The sequence below is a fragment of the Devosia soli genome (genome assembly GCF_000970455.1).
Classification (GTDB): Bacteria; Pseudomonadota; Alphaproteobacteria; order Rhizobiales; family Devosiaceae; genus Devosia; species Devosia soli.
The window spans coordinates 151,495-168,383 of sequence record NZ_LAJG01000005.1 but is presented as its reverse complement, the minus strand read 5'-3'; the positions used below and the strand labels follow the sequence as shown (position 1 = coordinate 168,383).

Here is a 16,889-nt window from a genome sequence, read left to right as displayed (position 1 = left end):
CTCAAAAATTGAGCAGAGCGATGTGATTGAGAGGGGAGGGTAAACCCCGATGGCTCCGCGAGCTGGACTCGAACCAGCGACCATTCGATTAACAGTCGAACGCTCTACCAACTGAGCTATCGCGGAACACTTCGGTAAGGCCTTCTTGCGAAGGCGAGGTCCGTGTACCCAACTTGATTTGGTTTGCCAAGCCCTTCGTTGCGCCGCCTGTGAATAAATCTGTCACAGCGCGGGTGCGCTTTGGTTACCAAAAGGGTCGGGTGCCCGGCGTTGCAAGGCGATCAGGTCGGCAAGCGTGTTGAGGTTAGCGAAAGGATCATGACCACTTTGATCCTTCCAATCGAGCCGCGAGGCACTGGCTTTCCGGAGCAGGACCTTAGGGCCGTCATCTGGCTTACATGCGGCTAGTTGCTTGCGCAGCGTCTCGAGACGCCAGGCACTGTTGGTGGGATAAAAAGATTCGCCGTAGGCAGCAAAGGCCGCGCCACGATCTCCGGCAGTCGATGCGATCCGTCGAACGTAATCCGATGGTAGGAAAGGAGCGTCGACAGCCGCAAAGACCACGATTTCCGCTGCCTCTGGGCCTAGTGTTTCACACGCTGCGCGCATTCCTTCCAGCGGCCCGCTGCCCCCGCGGTCGGCAACAACCTGAACCGCTTTCGGCGTAGCAAGGTCGAAACCTCCTGTCGACACGATCAGATGATCGACTTGGCCGTCGAAAACCATGAGGACCCTGTCAAGGAGGCGCTGACCACCAATTCGGATGTCTGCTTTTCGAACACCGCCTAGGCGTGTTCCTGATCCTCCGGCGAGGATCACGCCAAACGTTTTTGTCACGCAACTTGCCGCGGCTTGAGCAGGAAAAGAAGCGCAATGCCGCCGACGAGCCCCCAGAACGGAGCGCTGACACCGAAAATAGTGATGCCCGACGCTGTAGCAACAAAAGTCAAAATGGCAGGCAAGCGCACGTCTTCCTGCGCCAATGCGCCTGACAGCGCCGAAGCGAGGCTTGAAAGAAGCGCCAAACCTGCGACGGCCTGGATGAGAATCGGCGGCGAGGCGGCGATGAATGCGGCGGCGAGACTCGCGGCAAGGCCCAGCAGCAGATACATGACGCCAGCCGCGACCGGTGCAGGCCAGCGTTTGTCAGGGTCAGGATGCGCTTCCGGCCCGGCACAGATAGCGGCGGTGATCGCGGCAAGATTGATCGCGTGCCCTCCGAACAAGGCGGTGATTGCGCTTCCAATACCCGTCAGAACAAAAATCGGGGAAGGGCGAAGGTCAAAGCCATTTGCTTTCATGACCGCAATGCCGGGCAGGTTCTGGGACGCCATGGTCACGACATAGACGGGCAATCCAATGCGGACGATTGCGTCCCAGGTGAAAACAGGCATCACGGGAAGCAGAACTGGCCAGGTGCCATCAAGCGCGCCGGGCGGCAAGTGAGTGGTGAAAGCCAGCACCAGACCAGTGACGAGTACAGCAATCGGCACCGCGTAACGGCGCGCAAAACGAAGCCCCAGAGCCCAGGCCAGCAGAATGGGCAGAACAAAGAGGGGAACTTCGCCCAATGCGGTAATTGGCGCGAGGCAAAGCGTCAAAAGCATACCCGCCAGCATGGCATTGGCGATCGGTGCTGGGATGGCAGCGATCAAACGCGCCAGCGGCTTGACGAGGCCTGTAAGGAGGATCAGTGCGGCGGCAACGAGAAACGCGCCTGCGACTGCCGGAAAGCCTCCAACCGGTTCGCCTACAGTCAACAGAAAGGCCGCGCCGGGGGTCGTCCAAGCAAAGCTGATTGGCGTTCTTACGCGCCAAGCGACGATGATGTTGAGGAAACCCAAAGCGAGGCAGACGGAGAGGAGCCCAGACCCAGCCTGCTGAGGTGAAGCGCCCGCGGCTGTCAATGCGGCGAGTACCACCGTGAAGGTGCTGGCATAACCGACCGTTGCCGCCAAGGCGCCAGCCATGATCGGCTGAAAATATTCCTGCCGTCCGCCAGGCGCTGCCAAGGTGCTCTCTGCGCTCATGACGATTCCCTCCAGAGGCTTCAACGCTAATGCTTTTTTTGAACAGGTCCAGCGCGCAAGCAGCATCGGAAATTGGTTAAATGCGCTTAACCAATTGACCTGTAATATCTCCTTAATTTCTCACGAGTGGAAAATTAACCATAATCGCAAAATCTCGCGGACATGTTCATGTGAAATCGAGTGTCCGTCGTGCCGCCGTCCCGCCTTCTGTTTTGCCTCCTGGTCTTTGGCGCTTTACTAGGCGGATGCGCGAAGGCGCCGAGTACACAGCCAAGGCTGAGCGCCACCGCAAAGGTGGATATGGTCAATACGGGGGCCATAGCCGTGCTAGCCTCGCTTAGCCAATCGAGCCAACCTTTGCCGAGAGAGATATTCTCCCCGTCGAATCTCGGCGGGCGGACCTTGGCAGTCGCAACAACAGCCGATATCGCGCTCAAGCCTGGCGAAGTCGTGCTTACCTTTGACGATGGCCCGAGAGCCGGCAAGACTGATGCCATCCTGCAGTTGCTGGCCGACTACAATGTCAAAGCGACCTTCCTGATGCTTGGTGCCTCCGCCCAGGCCAATCCGCGACTGGCTCAACGCGTGGCCATCGCCGGGCACACGGTCGGCAGCCATACCTATGGGCATGTCGACCTTTCACACCTTACCCGTCAGGAGGCGATCGCTGAGATCGTCAAGGGCGAGGACGCAGTGTCGGCTGCCTTGGCGGGTGGCGGACAAAAACTATCGCCGTTCTTCCGCTTTCCTTATCTGGCGCAGACCGGCTTTCTGCGGACGGGGTTGTTGCATAGTGGGGCCGTCGTGCTCGACGTCGATATCGATAGCAAGGACTATTACAAGGACACGCCCGAAGCTGTGGCAGCGCGCACCTTGGCACGCCTTGATGCACGTGGAAGCGGCATAGTGCTGTTCCACGACATCCACCAGCGCACCGTCGACATGCTCCCGATCTTTCTCGATCAACTCGCCAAGCGCGGTTATTCGGTCGTCCGTCTTGTCCCGCGCGACAATTCGATTTTCGGCCGAGACTTGATCACCGCGGGTCTAGATGATCTCGCCACTGAGGGCGGCACCGTCACTCAGTAGCGATCCGGAGGTCAGGGATCGTGAACGCGGGCATTAGGTAAAACCAGCAGTCCCGGCTGGATGGGACCATTATCCGGCAAGCGATGCGCTCCAATGCTGCAAAGAAATCGGCCGCTTTCCGGCGGCCGATGATTTTGGGCAGAGTCGTCTCAGTCCTCTTCGACAAACACTTCCTTGCGCTTCTTCCGGATCGAGGGAAGCACCGCAATGATCACCGCGAGCAAGGCCAAACCCAGCAGCGTTGCCGAGATCGGGCGTTCGAGGAAAACCATCGGGTCACCGCGCGAGATGATCATGGCGCGGCGCAAGTGTTCTTCGAGGAGCGGCCCCAGGACGAAGCCGAGAAGGAGTGGTGCCGGTTCGCAGCCAAGGCGGATCAGCACATAGCCAAGGATGCCGAAGAAGCCGATGGCGAAGACGTCAAAAATGTTCTGGTTGATCGAATAGCAGCCGATGCAGGCAAAGAGCACTATGGCCGGGAACAGCGCGCGATAGGGGATGGAGAGCATCTTCACCCAGAGCCCGATCAGCGGCAGGTTCAAAAGCACCAGCAAGAGGTTGCCGATCCACATCGACGCGATGATGCCCCAGAAGAGTGCCGGCTGGTCGTTGATCACGTTCGGGCCGGGTGTAATGCCCTGGAGAATGAAGGCACCAACCATTAGCGCCATCACAGGATGGGCCGGAATGCCGAGGGTCATCAGCGGAATGAACGAGGTCTGCGCCGCCGCATTATTCGCCGATTCAGGACCCGCCACGCCTTCGATAGCACCATGGCCGAATTCCTCCGGGTGCTTGGAAAGCCGCTTTTCCGCCGAATAGGAGGCGAATGACGCAAGGATATGTCCCCCGCCCGGCAGGATGCCGAGGATGGAGCCGAGTGCCGTCCCGCGCACCACCGGAGCGACGATGCGCTTGAGTTCTTCCTTGCCGAGCCACAGTCCCTTGACGGATTTGACCATGACATCGCGGCCCTTCTCGTTTTCGAGATTGCGCAGGATTTCGGCGACGCCAAAGATGCCGACGGCCACGGAGACGAAGTTGAGGCCTGAATAGAGCTCGCGTATGCCCAGCGTGAAGCGCGGCGTGCCAGTATAGATGTCCTGGCCCACCATCCCGAGGAGGAGACCCAGAACGATCATCGCCAGCGCTTTCAGGATCGAGCCATGGGCCAGAGCGATCGAGACCAGAAGCCCAAGAACGATCAGCGCGAAATATTCCGGCGCCCCAAAATTGAGCGCCGCTCGCGCCAGGGGCGGGGCGAAGAAGGCTAGAAGCAGCGTCCCGACCGTGCCGGCAAAGAACGAGCCGAGAGCCGCAGTCGCGAGCGCATGTCCGGCGCGGCCTTTCTTGGCCATCTGGTAGCCGTCGATTGCCGTCACCGCCGACGAACTTTCACCCGGCAGGTTGATCAGGATCGCGGTAGTCGAGCCACCATATTGGGCGCCGTAATAAATGCCGGCGAGCATGATCAGCGCGGCGGCTGGCGAGAGGGAGAATGTGATCGGCAAGAGCATGGCGATTGTCGCCGTCGGCCCGATGCCGGGGAGGACGCCGACCAGGGTGCCGAGCAGCACGCCGATAAAACAGTAGAGAATGTTGATGGGGTCGAGGGCGACGGAAAAGCCGAGGCCGAGATAGCCGATGATATCCATTGATCGCTCCTATTGACCGAGCCAGGGTCCGAACCACGGCACGGTCATGCCGAGGCCGATGACGAAGATGGCGGTGCAGAGAACGGTGAGCCCGGCCGCCAAAAGCGCGGCAAAGAGCGGCGAATTGAGCCGGCTGGCCATGGCCGAACCGAAGGCGCCGATGAATACGACCGGTACGAAGCCCAGCCCGCGAATGGTCGCGCCAAAAAAGATGACGACGCCGATGATCAACGCAATGCCGCGCCAGGATGGCGGCAGCGGCTTCTCGATGTCCGGCTTCTGCCAGCCACTAGCGGCAACACCGATGCCCAGCATGGCGAGCACGGCGCCGAGCAGCAGCGGCATGAAGCCTGGACCCATGCGGAAAGCGGTTCCCACCTCATAATTGAGTGCTTCGAGCGCGAAATAAGCGCCGGCGAGCACGAAGATGCCGCCCGCGAGTAGTTCGCGGAGTGAAAACTTGGCCAGCATGGCCGCCTCCCCAAAGACCTGTTGGTTGTGTGCCGGCGCGGCCCGCACGGACGCGGGCCGCTTTGCTGTTGGCTTATTCGGCGTAGACGCCGGCCGCTTCGATCACGCCGCGCCAGAGTTCGATCTGGCTGGTCAACGTTTCGGTCAGGGCTTCGGGAGTGGCTTCGGCAGCCGTTACCGGCGTCGTACCGAGTTCGGCAAAGCGGGCGACGACCGTTTCGTTGGTCAGAGCCTTCTGGAGCGAACCTTCAAGGCGCTCGATGATCGCCGGATCAGTGCCCGCCGGCGCATAAAGTCCGTGCCACACGCCGATTTCGAGATCGAGTCCGGCTTCTTTGGTGGTCGGCAAATCCGGGAGGTTGGTCAGACGCTCAGGCGAGGTAACGGCATAAGCCTTGACTTCACCGGCCTGGATCTGGGTCGTTGTGTTGGTGGTCTGATCGCAGATCATGTCAATCTGGCCGCCGATGATATCGGTCATCGCCGGACCGGCACCCTGATAGGGCACGGTGGTCATGACGGTTTCGGTCTGCTCCATGAGCAGCATGCCGCAGAGCTGGCTTGCCGAACCGATACCGGCATGGGCATAGGTGACATTCTCGCCGTTCTCCTTGATGTAGGTCAGCAGTTCCTCGAGCGTGTTGGGTTCAAAATCCTTACGCGCGACCAACGTCATCGGCACCGAAGTGATGAGACCGATGGTCGCGAAGTCGGTCAGCGGATCGTAAGGCAGGCTGCGGTAAAGGGTCGGCGCGGTGGACATGCCGATATGGTGGAGAAGCAGCGTATAGCCGTCGTTGGGTGCCGTTGCGACCTGGCCAGCTCCGAGCGTACCGCCCGCGCCGCCGACGTTTTGCACCACGACCTGCTGGCCGAGGTCCTGGCTCATCGCCTCCGCAACGAGGCGCGCCACGGTGTCGGTCGGGCCGCCAGCCGAGAAGGGCACGACGACCGTAATCGGCTTGGTTGGATAGTCCTGCGCAAAGGCAGTGCCGGACAAGGCAAAGGCAAGCAGCGTGGCGACGGCAAAAGTCTTCTTCATTGGTTTCCTCCCGGAAATAATCTGTTAGCCGGCTCCTCCGCCGGTCTCGCAATTCGTGTTGCAAACCGTATGCCAACTCAAAAATGCAAGCCAGACCTGCGTTTTTCGCAATCCGTTCTGGTCAATGTGGCAGAAACTTGCCAGAACATCCCAGAAGGGTGGCAAATTCTTGCCAGCGAGGACCATGGCCAGGAGTTCGGTACATCGCGGAATACGCTCTCGGCGCACGCTGCTCGCTTTCGCCTTGGCGGCTCTCGCCATCCTCGGCACAGGCTGGGTAGCGTTTGAATGGACGCTTTCGGCTGGCCTCCGCAATGCCGGCGATCAGGCCGATCGGCGCCTCGCGCTCTTTGATCGTACGCTCGAAGCAATCATCGAGCGCTTCCATTATCTCCCCTCGAGCATCGCGCTGGCCGCCGAAGTCCGCGACGTTCTCGCCGACCCGCAGGATACGGACCGCCGCGACGCCGCCAATGCCTTCCTCTCCCGCCTCAATGACACGGCAGGCGCCGGCGAACTTTTCGTTCTCGCGCGCGATGGCCATGTCGTCGCTGCCTCCAATTGGTGGGCATATGACAGTTTCGTCGGCGAAAATCTCGCCTATCGCCCCTATTTCGAAGAAGCCATGTTCGATGGCGATGCGAAATTCTACGCCGTCGGTTCGGTCACCGGGGTTGCCGGTTATTTCCTCGCCCGCCGCATTGACGGCGCAAATGGCCCGCTCGGCGTTGCCGTCACCAAGGTCAATCTCGGGGAGATAGAAGCCAATTGGTGGCGCTCGGGCGAGCTGATAGGCATCGTCGATATCAACAATATCACCATCCTTTCGACCCGCCCTGATTGGCGCTATCGCCCGATCTCGCCGCTTCCTGCCAGCACCTATGCGATGATCGCCCCGCAATTGCGCTATGGCGCGCAAGGCGCCAGCGATCAACCAGTCGCCGTCGATATCTGGCCCTCGCGCGGCGTAGATTTCGCCTATATCGCCGACGAAGATACCGATACGAGCGGCATCTTCATCGTTGACGAGATGCGCCTGCCGGTCCATCAGTGGCGTATCATTTCCTTCACGCCCGCCTGGCCGCTCTTCCGCGATGCCTGGATCGCCGCCCTTGCCGCTGCGCTCGCCGTAGCCGCGCTCTGCCTTATCGCCGCACTCCTCCTCCAGCGCCGCCGCATGCTGGCCCAGCGCCTTGCCGATCATGAAAAGCTGGAACAGCGCGTAGCCGAGCGCACCGAAGATCTCTACGTGACCAATGAGGCCCTCCGGGCCGAGATCGCTGAACGCATCCGGGCCGAGGCCGCCGAGCGGGCGGTTCAGGGTCATCTTGTTCAAGCCGCCAAACTTGCCAGCCTCGGCCAGGCACTGGCGGGGGTTGCCCATGAAGTCAGCCAACCCGTTGCGGCGCTGACGACCCACCTTGCCAGCGCCAAACTTCTGGCCGCGCGCCGCCAGGATGACGACATCACCAGTGTCCTCGGCCATATCGACCGCATCGTCGATCGCCTGGCTGCATTGACCGGCCATCTCAAAACCTTTGCCCGCAAGCAAAGCGGCGCGCCCATGGAAGCCGATGCAGCTGCCGTTATTGCCAATGCGCTCGAGCTCGTCGATCACAAGCTGCGAGCCTTCGGCATCGAGGTAGAATACCGCCGTCCGCGCGCGCCGATCAGAGTGGCGGGCAATCCTGTCCATATCGAACAGGTGCTGATCAATCTCTTCACCAACGCCGCCGATGCCATGGCTGGCCAGAGCGTCCGCGTTCTCTCGATCGGTGTCGACGTCGAAATTGAAGGTCACGCAGGTTTCACCGTCAGCGACACGGGGACCGGCATTCCGGCCGAAACGCTGACCAATATCTTCGACCCCTTCTATTCCACCAAGGGACCAGGAGAGGGGCTGGGCCTTGGCCTATCGATCTCCTATGGCCTTGTGCGCGACATGGGCGGTACCCTTGCCGTCAAAAGCCCAGCCGGCCATGGAGCCAGCTTCACGCTGACCCTTCCAATGGTTGTCAAAGCCGAAAGAGAACAGATTGCCTGACCAAAGCGTGCTTATCGTCGACGATGAGGAAATGATCCGCACTGCGCTCGAACAATGGCTGCGGTTATCAGGGTTTGAAACGCACGTCGCGACCGACGCCAGCTCGGCGCTCGCCCGGCTCGACGAGGTCAAGCCTCATGTCATCCTGAGTGACGTACGCATGCCCGGCCTGTCGGGTCTCGATCTGTTGCGCAAGGTGCGAGAGCGAACCGTGCCGGCGGAAGTCATTCTGATCACTGGCCACGGCGATGTGCCAATGGCCGTGGAAGCAATGCGGCAGGGTGCCTTCGACTTCATCCAGAAGCCCTATGTGCCGGATGAACTCGTCTCAAGCTTGAAGAAGGCCGCTGAGCAGTCTGCTCTCAAACGCGAAATTGCCAGTTTGCGGAGACGCCTGGATGGCGGTGAGGCCGAACTGGCCAATCGGCTGGTCGGCAATTCGCCCCCGATGGAGCGGCTTCGGCAAGCAGTCCTTGAACTGGCTCATATTCCCACAGACCTGATCATTTTGGGTGAAACCGGAACGGGAAAGGAGGTCGTTGCCCGTTGCCTTCATGATTTTTCGCCGCGCGCCAAAGGCGCATTCGTCGCGGTCAATTGTGCTGCCATTCCGGCCGATTTGATCGAAAGCGAACTCTTCGGCCACGAGGCAGGTGCCTTTACGGGTGCGGGTGCGCAGCGCATCGGCAAGTTCGAATATGCCAATGGCGGAACGCTCCTGCTCGATGAAATCGAGTCCATGCCGCTCCTGGCTCAAGCCAAAGTCCTGCGCGTCATCCAGGAGCGCGTAGTGGAGCGTGTGGGCTCCAACAAGCAAATTCCGCTCGACCTTCGCATTATTGCGGCCTCGAAAGTTGATCTTGCCAAGGAAAGCCGCGAGGGCCGATTCCGCGCGGATCTCTATTATAGGCTCAACCTCGCTACGTTGCCTCTCGCGCCACTGCGTGATCGCGGAGACGACTGCGTTTTCCTCTTCCACCATTTCCTTGGGGAGGCGGCCAAGCGTTTCGGTCGTCCGGTTCCAACCCTGCATCCCGCTGACATCCAGGCCCTGCTGCATCATAGATGGCCCGGCAATGTGCGCGAGTTGAAGGCCGCGGCGGATCGCTTTGCCATTGGCCTCGATGCGACCGGCCGGTCGCTCAAAGCGATCATCGGTCTCGATGTGGCCGATGCGCCTGCTGTCCAGGGTGGGCTAGCCGAACGTGTGGCCGCCTACGAACGGCGTCTGATCGAGGCCGAATTGACGCGCCATAACAATTCTATCGCTGCCGCGGCGGAGGCACTGCAGGTGCCGCGTCGAACCCTGAGCGAAAAGATGTCGAGACTGGGTGTCGAGCGCTAGGCTAAAAATTCAGGGTTAGGCACGGCCACCGTCGACGCTAAGAATCTGTCCGGAAATCCAGGATGTTTCCTCTGAAGCTAGAAAGAGCGCTGCCGCGGCAATGTCCTCTGGCGTGCCAAGGCGCCGCATGAAGGTCGAAGCAACGAGTCGATCTTGTTGGTCAGCCGAATAGCTATCCCATTGTCGCTGGGTGTTAGGATTGGAAAGGACAAATCCCGGCGCTACGCTGTTCACGGTGATGCCGGAAGGGCCGAGTTCGAGTGCAAGCTGCTTGGTCAAGCCGACCAGGGCGTGCTTGGCAGCGGAATAAGCCTGAATGCCAGTCAGGCTCGGACGGAGACCCGCGCCCGATGAAATCGTGACGATCCGCCCAGCGCTCCTCCTCTTCATGTGCGGAGCGACAGCCTGCGCGCACCAAAGCGCGCTTTCGACATTGGCAGCGAACAGCCGCTGCCAGTTTTCTTGCGTCACGGCCTCGATCGGGCCGCCCACCTGACCCCTGACGCCCCCCGCCGCCGTGACAAGAATGTCGATACCACCGAATTTGGCAACGACAGTCTCAACCGCCGTGGCGACCGCTTGCTGGTCGGAAAGATCGACATCGACAAGAAGCGCGGAATTCTCGAGCGCTGCCATCCCGGCGCGATCGATGTCGAAAGCCGCCACCCTTGCACCAGCATCGAAAAAGCTCTGCGCGATCTGCCGCCCAATACCCTGCGCGGCCCCGGTGACGATGACGGATTTGCCGGAAAAATCGAATGAAACGGACACCGACTTAACTCCAGTCGTTTTCGATCAAGCTGCGCGTTTCTTCGATCGCAACATCCCAGATGGCATGCATGTCTTCGTCTGCGCGCTGGTAAAAGCCGCCGAAATTGCCGTCGCCGAGATAGTCTTTCACGGCCGGGCTCCCCATGGTCTTGAGTCTGTCGAGATCACTCATCGGTTTTTGTTCGCTGGGCATGCCGATATTGGGCAGTCGCGTCCACGGGAAATTTTCCATCCAGGAGGCGTGGCTCGCGACGGGATCGATCGCTTGAACCTTTGCGAAGGTTTTGGGCGCATTCCACCAATTATGCCAGCGCACCCGGCAATCGGCATGACTATTCAGCCATTCGAGCGCCGTCGTCTGGCCCGGGCTGTTGCCGCCGTGGCCATTGACGAACAGGAAGCGCCGAAAGCCCTGTCCGGCAAGGCTGTCGAGGACATCGGTGATGATCCGGCCATAGGTTTCAAGGCGCAGGGAGACGCTGCCGGGATAGGCCGTGAAATAGGGAGTGATGCCATAGGCAAGAACGGGAAAGACCAGGACACCGGTCGTCTCCGCAGCCTCGACAGCCACCTTCTCTGCGAGGATCGAATCAACGCTATTCGACAGATAGGCGTGCTGTTCAGTCGAGCCGAGCGGTATTATCGCTCGATCGTCGTGGCGCAGATAATCTTCAACGGCAAACCAATTCATGTCGGAAATTTTCACAGCCAACGTCCTGACGCGATCCTGCGGTGGGTCACCGATTGACCCCCGGCGCAACTCGCTTCAGGGTTGACCACAAGGCGGCGCCGATCAAGCGGCAATCTAGAGGGGACCGATCAATTGGCGACACTGGCTATCCACGGCGGCGCCGGAACGATCCCGCGCGGTTCGATGACCGATGAGGCTTATCGTGCGGCGCGCGACGGGCTGCGAAGCTCGCTTGTTGCAGGATGGGAGGTGCTCGGAAAGGGTGGGCTGGCATTAGATGCAGTCGAGGCTGCGGTCGTCGCGCTCGAAAATCATCCGAGCTTCAACGCCGGACATGGCGCCGTCTTAAACGAACGACAGGAGCACGAGCTCGATGCCGCGATCATGGATGGTCGCACGGGTGCAGCGGGTGCCATCGCTTCGGCTCGCCACATCCGCAATCCCATACTTGCAGCGCGCCGGATTCTTGATGATGGCTCGTGCCTTCTGCTTTCAGGCGCTGGTGCGGATGACTTCGCCCGACAGCAAGGGCTCGACATAGTCGGGCAGGGTTACTTCACGACGCCACTTCGCCAACAACACTGGCAAAGGGCGGACGATGAGCGCGCCGGGAAACTCACACGTGCGCGCACCGAAGCGGAGAAGCACGGCACGGTTGGCGCCGTCGCGCTGGATGATTTCGGCAATCTTGCGGCAGCGACATCAACCGGCGGTTACACCTACAAGCGAGCGGGCCGCGTCGGTGATACACCGATTATCGGCGCCGGGACCTATGCGCAGAACGGCGTGGTGGCCGTATCATGCACCGGCCTCGGCGAATATTTTATCCGTCGATGTACGTCCCATGACATCGCGGCGCGCATAGCCTACCTCGGTGTTTCGCTCGACGAGGCAACGAAGCATGCGATCAACCAACTCAAAGACGACGGCGCAGGCGCGGGGCTGATTGCCATTGATGCTGCCGGTTCGGTGTCGCTCGTCCATAATACAGAAGGCATGTATCGCGGCAGAATTTCGCCGGACGGTGTGCTGGAGCTCGGAATCTACGCCGACGACTTTGGTCCTGCCTAAGCAGCTGTCTCAGAGATTGTATAATTGTAACCCAATGTTGTCGCGACTTAGGTCGGGTGTTAGAAGCGCCTTTGCGTAGAGGGCTAGGAACTGCCCCCGGCGAGCGAGGTAAAGACCCAGATGCCCGGCGAAGCTAGTCTTGTCGAATTGCCGCAACCCAAGCGGATTTCGCTGTCCGAGAGCGTTGCCGATACGATCGCGGAGGCTATTGCGACCCGGATCATTATGCCCAATGAGAGGATTGTCGAGACGACGCTCGTCGAAAAACTCGGAGTCAGCCGCGTTCCCATCCGTGAAGCTCTGAAAGTTCTTCACGCACAGGGCATCATCAGTGGCGGTGGTCACAAGGGTTATCGCGTCGCTGCCTTCGAACCAGGCATTACCCAGCAGATCATGGAAGTGCGCCTCAGCCTAGAGACGTTCATGCTGCGTGATGCCATCGAGAATTGGCGCAAGGGGCAGGGTAGCCCAGCGGTTCTGCAACCGCCGATCGAATTGATGATCGCATCGGCCAAAGGCGGCAGTCTGCGCAACTCGCTGATTGCCGATCTCGAATTTCACCGCGCGATCCGTCAGGCCGCGCACAATCCGATCGTCGGTACGCTTTGGGATACGATCGCACGGCATGTCCTCATCATCTTCAATTTCGAGCGCTTCCGCGATGAAGACCTCGAGGCAAGCGCTCGGCAGCATGAGCAGTTCCGAGACTGGATCGTGGATCAGGTTGCCAAGCCATCGACGCCGTTCAAAGCCATCCAGGAGGCGTTGGAAGACCACATGCTCTTGATCGCGCGCAAGAAAACTGGCGACGTTTCCATCAGCCGCTAGGGCAGTGGCCCGCCAGAAAGTCGGTTGATCGATTGTATACTGTATGACAAGGTCGGGATAGATGGCCTCTTCTCAACCTGGTTTTTCCATACATGTATCGCATTGGCGTCGACGTCGGCGGCACGTTCACGGACTTCACCTTACTCGATGACCGTTCGGGCGATGTCCATTTCTTCAAGACACCCTCGACACCGCACGATCCGTCCGAGGCTATCGAAAATGGCTTGCGAGATATGCTCGGCGAGCTGGGTTTTGCGCCTTCGGACGTAATCTATCTGGCGCATGGCACGACTGTTGCGACCAATATCGTCATCGAGCGGCGCGGCGCGCGGACCGGGCTTGTGACGACCAAGGGATTTCGCGATGTGCTTGAACTCGGCCGGCAAGCGCGGCCGTCGATCTACGACTATCGCGTTGAGAAGCCACCCGTTCTGATCCCACGCGACCGCCGCGTCGAGGTGCTCGAGCGGATTGGACCGGATGGCGAAGTGCTGCAGGAAATCGACGAAGACTCGCTACGTGAAGCAGTCGCCAGATTGGCGGCTATCGGTGTCGAAAGCGTTGCCATCTGCTTCCTCCATTCTTATCGCCGGCCGGAGCACGAGGCGCGTGCCAAGGAGGTTGTGCGCGAGCTTCTGCCCGATGCCTATGTGAGCCTTTCCTCGGAAATCCTGCCGGAATTCCGCGAGTTCGAGCGCATGTCGACGGTCGCGGTCAATGCCTTTGTTGGGCCGCGCATGGGCAGCTATCTGCAGCGCTTCCGCAAGCGCGTCGCCGATGTCGGCATTCCCGCCGCGCCTTATACGATCCATTCGAATGGCGGGCTGATGTCGATAGACACGGTCTATGCGAGCCCGGTGCGCACCTGCGTATCCGGGCCGGCAGCCGGTGTGGTGGGCGCAGCAGAGATCGGGCGCGTGGCGGGACTGCCCAATCTCATCACCTTCGATGTCGGCGGCACCTCGACCGACGTTTCCCTCATCGACAATTGCACACCGCTTTTTACCAGTGCGCGGCTCGTCGCTGGCTATCCCGTCAAGACGCCGATGCTCGACATTCACGTCATCGGGGCCGGGGGCGGCTCCATTGCCGCGATCGATGATGCTGGTTCGATGAAGGTCGGTCCACGATCGGCTGGCGCAGCGCCGGGTCCTGTCGCCTATGGGCGCGGTGGCACCGAGCCCACGATTACCGATGCCAACTTGTGCCTAGGCCGATTGGACGCGACGACCCTCTTGGGGGGGCGCATGCAGATCGATCTCGACGCGGCACGCCGGGTCATTCGCGAGGCTATTGCCGAGCCGCTTGGCATTTCGCTTGAAGCTGCCGCCCTCGGCATCATCCAGATCGCCAATGCCAATATGAGCCGCGCGATCCGGTCGGTGTCGGTGGAAAAAGGCTACGCCATGGGCGATTTTGCCCTCTGCGCATTCGGCGGCGCTGGACCGCTTCATGCGGCGGAAGTCGCGGTCGAATGCGGCCTGCCGCGTATTCTCATTCCCCGCGAGCCGGGCACGCTCTGTGCCCGCGGCATGCTCCTGACTGATCTCAGCTCTGACTATGTGCGCAGTTTCTTCTCGGATTGCACCGCAGAGAACTGGGCCCATGTGCTCGACCTTTTCGACGCCATGGAGGCCGAGGGTGCAGCCTGGCTCGACAATGACGGCGTCGCCAGCGGTGACCGCCGCTTCAATCGCGTGCTCGACGCCCGCTATCGTGGCCAGAATTTTGAGGTCAAGGTCGATTGCAGCGGCCTCGGCGCCGGCAATCTCAAGGAGCTCGAGGAGCGGTTCCACGCCGCCCACGTCAAGGAATATGGCTACGATATCAGGCACCGGGCGATCCAGTTCGTCTCGGCCCGCGTGCAGGCGATCGGTGCGGTCGAAAAGGCGCCGCAGGCTGAAGTGCAAGGCGGAAACAGTCTTGAGGCCGCTCGGACCGGCTCGCGGCCTGTCTATTATGATGCCACTCGTGGCTGGCTCGAGACACCCATCTATCATCGTGGCGACTTGCCGTCCGGTGTGCCGATTTCCGGCCCGGCCATCATCAATGAGATGAGCGCGACGAGCCTGATCCTGCCGGGACAAACTGTTATCGCCGACCGCTGGGGCAATCTGATCGTGGAGACGAACCTATGAGCCAGGACAACGATCACATCGCCGATGCCATCCAGATGGAGGTGTTCTCCAACCGGTTGCTCGCTATCGCCGAGGATATGGGATCTATCCTCATTCGCTCGTCATTCTCGTCCAACATCAAGGAACGGCGCGATTGCTCGACAGCGATCTTTGATGCCCAGGGACGGCTTGTCACCCAGGCCGACCACATTCCCATTCACCTCGGCGCCATGATCGGTGCCGTGGAAGCAATGCTGGCGCGCTATCCCTTATCGGCAATGAAGCCTGGCGACGCTTTCATCGCCAACGATCCCTATCTTGCAGGCGGCAGTCACTTGCCGGACATCTCGATCATCACGCCGGTGCATCATGATGGCGAGGTCCGCTTCTTCGCAGGCAACATCGCGCACCATGCCGACGTTGGTGGCAAGACGCCGGGATCGACATCGGGTACATCCCGTTCGATTTTTGAGGAGGGCATTCGCCTTCCGATCATCCGCATCGCGCGGGGCGGTGAGATCGACGAGGATCTCCTCGAACTCATCGCACACAACACGCGCGATCCCGAAGAGCGCCTGCTCGACCTGCGGACACAGATCGGCACCAATGTTCGAGGCGGTGCGATGCTGGTGCAACTGGTCGATCGCATGGGCTGGGCGGCGGTGTCGCAAGCCATCGAAGATATCCTGACCTATACGCGCCGTCGCTTGCGCAATCGCGTGGCCGCTTTGCCCGATGGCGTCTATCGCTTCGAACGCGCCATGGATGATGATGGGTTTCCGGGCGAACCGGTGCCGATCGTCTGCACGGCGACCATTGCAGGGGACAAGCTCTCTTTCGATTTTGCCGGTTCAGGTCCGCAGGCGCGCGGCGCCATCAACCTGCCGGACAGTGCCCTAAAAGCCTCGATCTACTATTGCGTCAAAGCGGTGCTTGATCCCGGCCTGATGCCCAATCAGGGGATTATCGACCCCATCGGCATCTCCGCGCCGCCGGGCACGATCGTCAACCCGAAGGCGCCCGCCGCTGTCGCCGGTCGCGCTGTGACTTCAAACCGTCTTTGCGGCGCCGTATTCGGCGCACTCTACCAAGCCATGCCAGAAGATAAGGTCATGGCATCGTGCAATGACTCGACATCGGCCGTCTCCATCTCTGGCTGGCATGAAGGCCGCCAGGCGACCTATGTCTATCCCGAAAGCATGGGCGGTGGGGCAGGCGCCTTTGCCGACCGCGACGGCATGGATGCCGTCCATGTGCACACGGTCAATTCCACCAATCTGCCGGCTGAAGCGCTGGAACTCGAATATCCGCTATTGCTAGACGAATATTGCCTCGTGCCGGATTCCGGCGGGGCAGGGCTGCACCGCGGCGGTATGGGCATGGCCCGGCAGATCCGAATTCGTGAGGACAACACCACCTTCTCCGCTCGCTCGGATGCCCACATCATCCCGGCGCCTGGTGTGGCCGGAGGCAAGGCGTCAAATGTGACGCGCATCCGGCGCAATCCGGGCACGGCGCAGGAAGAAAACCTGCATTCTAAAGCCTCCGGACTGGTCCTAGCAGCCGGCGAAGTGATCCGCGTCGAAACGCTGGGCGGTGGCGGCTTTGGCGATCCAGGCGAGCGTCCGCTTGCCGCCTTGGCCGCCGACCTGCGCGAGGAAAAGATCACCCGCGCAGCGGCCGAGCGCGATTATGGCGCAGGCCGTGTCGCAGAGGCCCTCGCGCTGGGTTGAAG

At 60.7% G+C, this 16,889-nt stretch carries 14 protein-coding genes and 1 tRNA gene; 7 read left to right on the top strand and 8 right to left on the bottom strand.

The window, feature by feature from the left end:
- Positions 1–50 precede the first annotated feature (50 nt).
- From VW35_RS01480 to VW35_RS01470, 3 genes are all read right to left on the bottom strand, one after another.
- A tRNA-Asn gene (locus VW35_RS01480) sits at positions 51–126 on the bottom strand.
- Positions 127–222: 96 nt separating this feature from the next.
- Positions 223–837 (bottom strand): molybdenum cofactor guanylyltransferase, encoded by a 615-nt coding sequence (gene mobA, locus VW35_RS20340; protein WP_161796839.1) that lies wholly within the window; start codon positions 835–837, stop codon positions 223–225.
- Complete coding sequence (locus VW35_RS01470; protein ID WP_046141649.1) at positions 834–2,030, bottom strand: benzoate/H(+) symporter BenE family transporter; 1,197 nt, start codon at positions 2,028–2,030, stop codon at positions 834–836. The genes mobA and VW35_RS01470 overlap by 4 nt, the downstream gene beginning before the upstream one ends.
- Positions 2,031–2,432: 402 nt before the next feature.
- Between VW35_RS01470 and VW35_RS01465 the strand changes: the two genes are divergently transcribed.
- Positions 2,433–3,119 (top strand): polysaccharide deacetylase family protein, encoded by a 687-nt coding sequence (locus VW35_RS01465; RefSeq protein WP_244465804.1) that lies wholly within the window; start codon positions 2,433–2,435, stop codon positions 3,117–3,119.
- Positions 3,120–3,268: 149 nt separating this feature from the next.
- Here VW35_RS01465 and VW35_RS01460 read toward each other — a convergent pair whose 3' ends face one another.
- From VW35_RS01460 to VW35_RS01450, 3 genes are all read right to left on the bottom strand, one after another.
- Complete coding sequence (locus tag VW35_RS01460) at positions 3,269–4,774, bottom strand: tripartite tricarboxylate transporter permease (RefSeq protein ID WP_046141244.1); 1,506 nt, start codon at positions 4,772–4,774, stop codon at positions 3,269–3,271.
- Between the two features lie 9 nt (positions 4,775–4,783).
- Positions 4,784–5,245: a tripartite tricarboxylate transporter TctB family protein gene (locus tag VW35_RS01455; protein ID WP_046141243.1), complete on the bottom strand. Its 462-nt coding sequence runs from the start codon at positions 5,243–5,245 to the stop codon at positions 4,784–4,786.
- 73 nt (positions 5,246–5,318) lie between these two features.
- Positions 5,319–6,287, bottom strand: a complete 969-nt coding sequence (locus VW35_RS01450; protein WP_046141242.1) for a tripartite tricarboxylate transporter substrate-binding protein — start codon at positions 6,285–6,287, stop codon at positions 5,319–5,321.
- A 184-nt stretch (positions 6,288–6,471) separates the two neighbouring features.
- Here VW35_RS01450 and VW35_RS01445 point away from each other — a divergent pair, with 184 nt between their 5' ends.
- Together VW35_RS01445 and VW35_RS01440 are read left to right on the top strand one after the other, a co-directional pair.
- The gene (locus VW35_RS01445) at positions 6,472–8,331 is read left to right on the top strand and encodes an ATP-binding protein (protein WP_046141241.1); all 1,860 of its coding nucleotides are present in this window, start codon (positions 6,472–6,474) and stop codon (positions 8,329–8,331) included.
- On the top strand, positions 8,324–9,676 hold the full coding sequence (locus VW35_RS01440; protein WP_280136753.1) for a sigma-54-dependent transcriptional regulator: 1,353 nt from the start codon (positions 8,324–8,326) through the stop codon (positions 9,674–9,676). Before VW35_RS01445 ends, VW35_RS01440 begins: the two co-directional genes overlap by 8 nt.
- A 15-nt stretch (positions 9,677–9,691) precedes the next feature.
- Here the strand turns inward: VW35_RS01440 and VW35_RS01435 are convergent, their stop codons facing one another.
- Both VW35_RS01435 and VW35_RS01430 read right to left on the bottom strand, forming a co-directional pair.
- Positions 9,692–10,447 (bottom strand): SDR family NAD(P)-dependent oxidoreductase, encoded by a 756-nt coding sequence (locus VW35_RS01435; protein ID WP_046141240.1) that lies wholly within the window; start codon positions 10,445–10,447, stop codon positions 9,692–9,694.
- Positions 10,448–10,451: 4 nt separating this feature from the next.
- A complete protein-coding gene (locus VW35_RS01430) occupies positions 10,452–11,153 on the bottom strand; it encodes a creatininase family protein (RefSeq protein ID WP_046141239.1) in 702 nt (233 codons plus the stop codon).
- 117 nt (positions 11,154–11,270) lie between these two features.
- Between VW35_RS01430 and VW35_RS01425 the strand changes: the two genes are divergently transcribed.
- From VW35_RS01425 to VW35_RS01410, 4 genes are all read left to right on the top strand, one after another.
- On the top strand, positions 11,271–12,209 hold the full coding sequence (locus VW35_RS01425; RefSeq protein WP_425283734.1) for an isoaspartyl peptidase/L-asparaginase family protein: 939 nt from the start codon (positions 11,271–11,273) through the stop codon (positions 12,207–12,209).
- A 120-nt stretch (positions 12,210–12,329) separates the two neighbouring features.
- Positions 12,330–13,037 (top strand): GntR family transcriptional regulator, encoded by a 708-nt coding sequence (locus VW35_RS01420; protein ID WP_046141238.1) that lies wholly within the window; start codon positions 12,330–12,332, stop codon positions 13,035–13,037.
- Positions 13,038–13,129: 92 nt separating this feature from the next.
- Positions 13,130–15,175 carry a hydantoinase/oxoprolinase family protein gene (locus tag VW35_RS01415; RefSeq protein WP_046141237.1) on the top strand — a complete coding sequence of 682 codons (2,046 nt, stop codon included), beginning with the start codon at positions 13,130–13,132 and terminating at the stop codon, positions 15,173–15,175.
- Positions 15,172–16,887, top strand: coding sequence for a hydantoinase B/oxoprolinase family protein (locus VW35_RS01410; protein ID WP_046141236.1), 1,716 nt, complete (start codon positions 15,172–15,174; stop codon positions 16,885–16,887). Before VW35_RS01415 ends, VW35_RS01410 begins: the two co-directional genes overlap by 4 nt.
- Positions 16,888–16,889: the final 2 nt, after the last annotated feature.

What these genes read in the sequence shown, in the direction of transcription:
- VW35_RS01445 (WP_046141241.1), top strand. Translation starts at nt 6,472, where the DNA reads ATGGCCAGGAGTTCGGTACATCGCGGAATACGCTCTCGGCGCACGCTG.
- VW35_RS01420 (WP_046141238.1), top strand. Translation starts at nt 12,330, where the DNA reads ATGCCCGGCGAAGCTAGTCTTGTCGAATTGCCGCAACCCAAGCGGATT.
- VW35_RS01415 (WP_046141237.1), top strand. Translation starts at nt 13,130, where the DNA reads ATGTATCGCATTGGCGTCGACGTCGGCGGCACGTTCACGGACTTCACC.
- VW35_RS01470 (WP_046141649.1), bottom strand. Translation starts at nt 2,030, where the DNA reads ATGAGCGCAGAGAGCACCTTGGCAGCGCCTGGCGGACGGCAGGAATAT.
- VW35_RS01450 (WP_046141242.1), bottom strand. Translation starts at nt 6,287, where the DNA reads ATGAAGAAGACTTTTGCCGTCGCCACGCTGCTTGCCTTTGCCTTGTCC.
- VW35_RS01410 (WP_046141236.1), top strand. Translation starts at nt 15,172, where the DNA reads ATGAGCCAGGACAACGATCACATCGCCGATGCCATCCAGATGGAGGTG.
- VW35_RS01455 (WP_046141243.1), bottom strand. Translation starts at nt 5,245, where the DNA reads ATGCTGGCCAAGTTTTCACTCCGCGAACTACTCGCGGGCGGCATCTTC.
- VW35_RS01460 (WP_046141244.1), bottom strand. Translation starts at nt 4,774, where the DNA reads ATGGATATCATCGGCTATCTCGGCCTCGGCTTTTCCGTCGCCCTCGAC.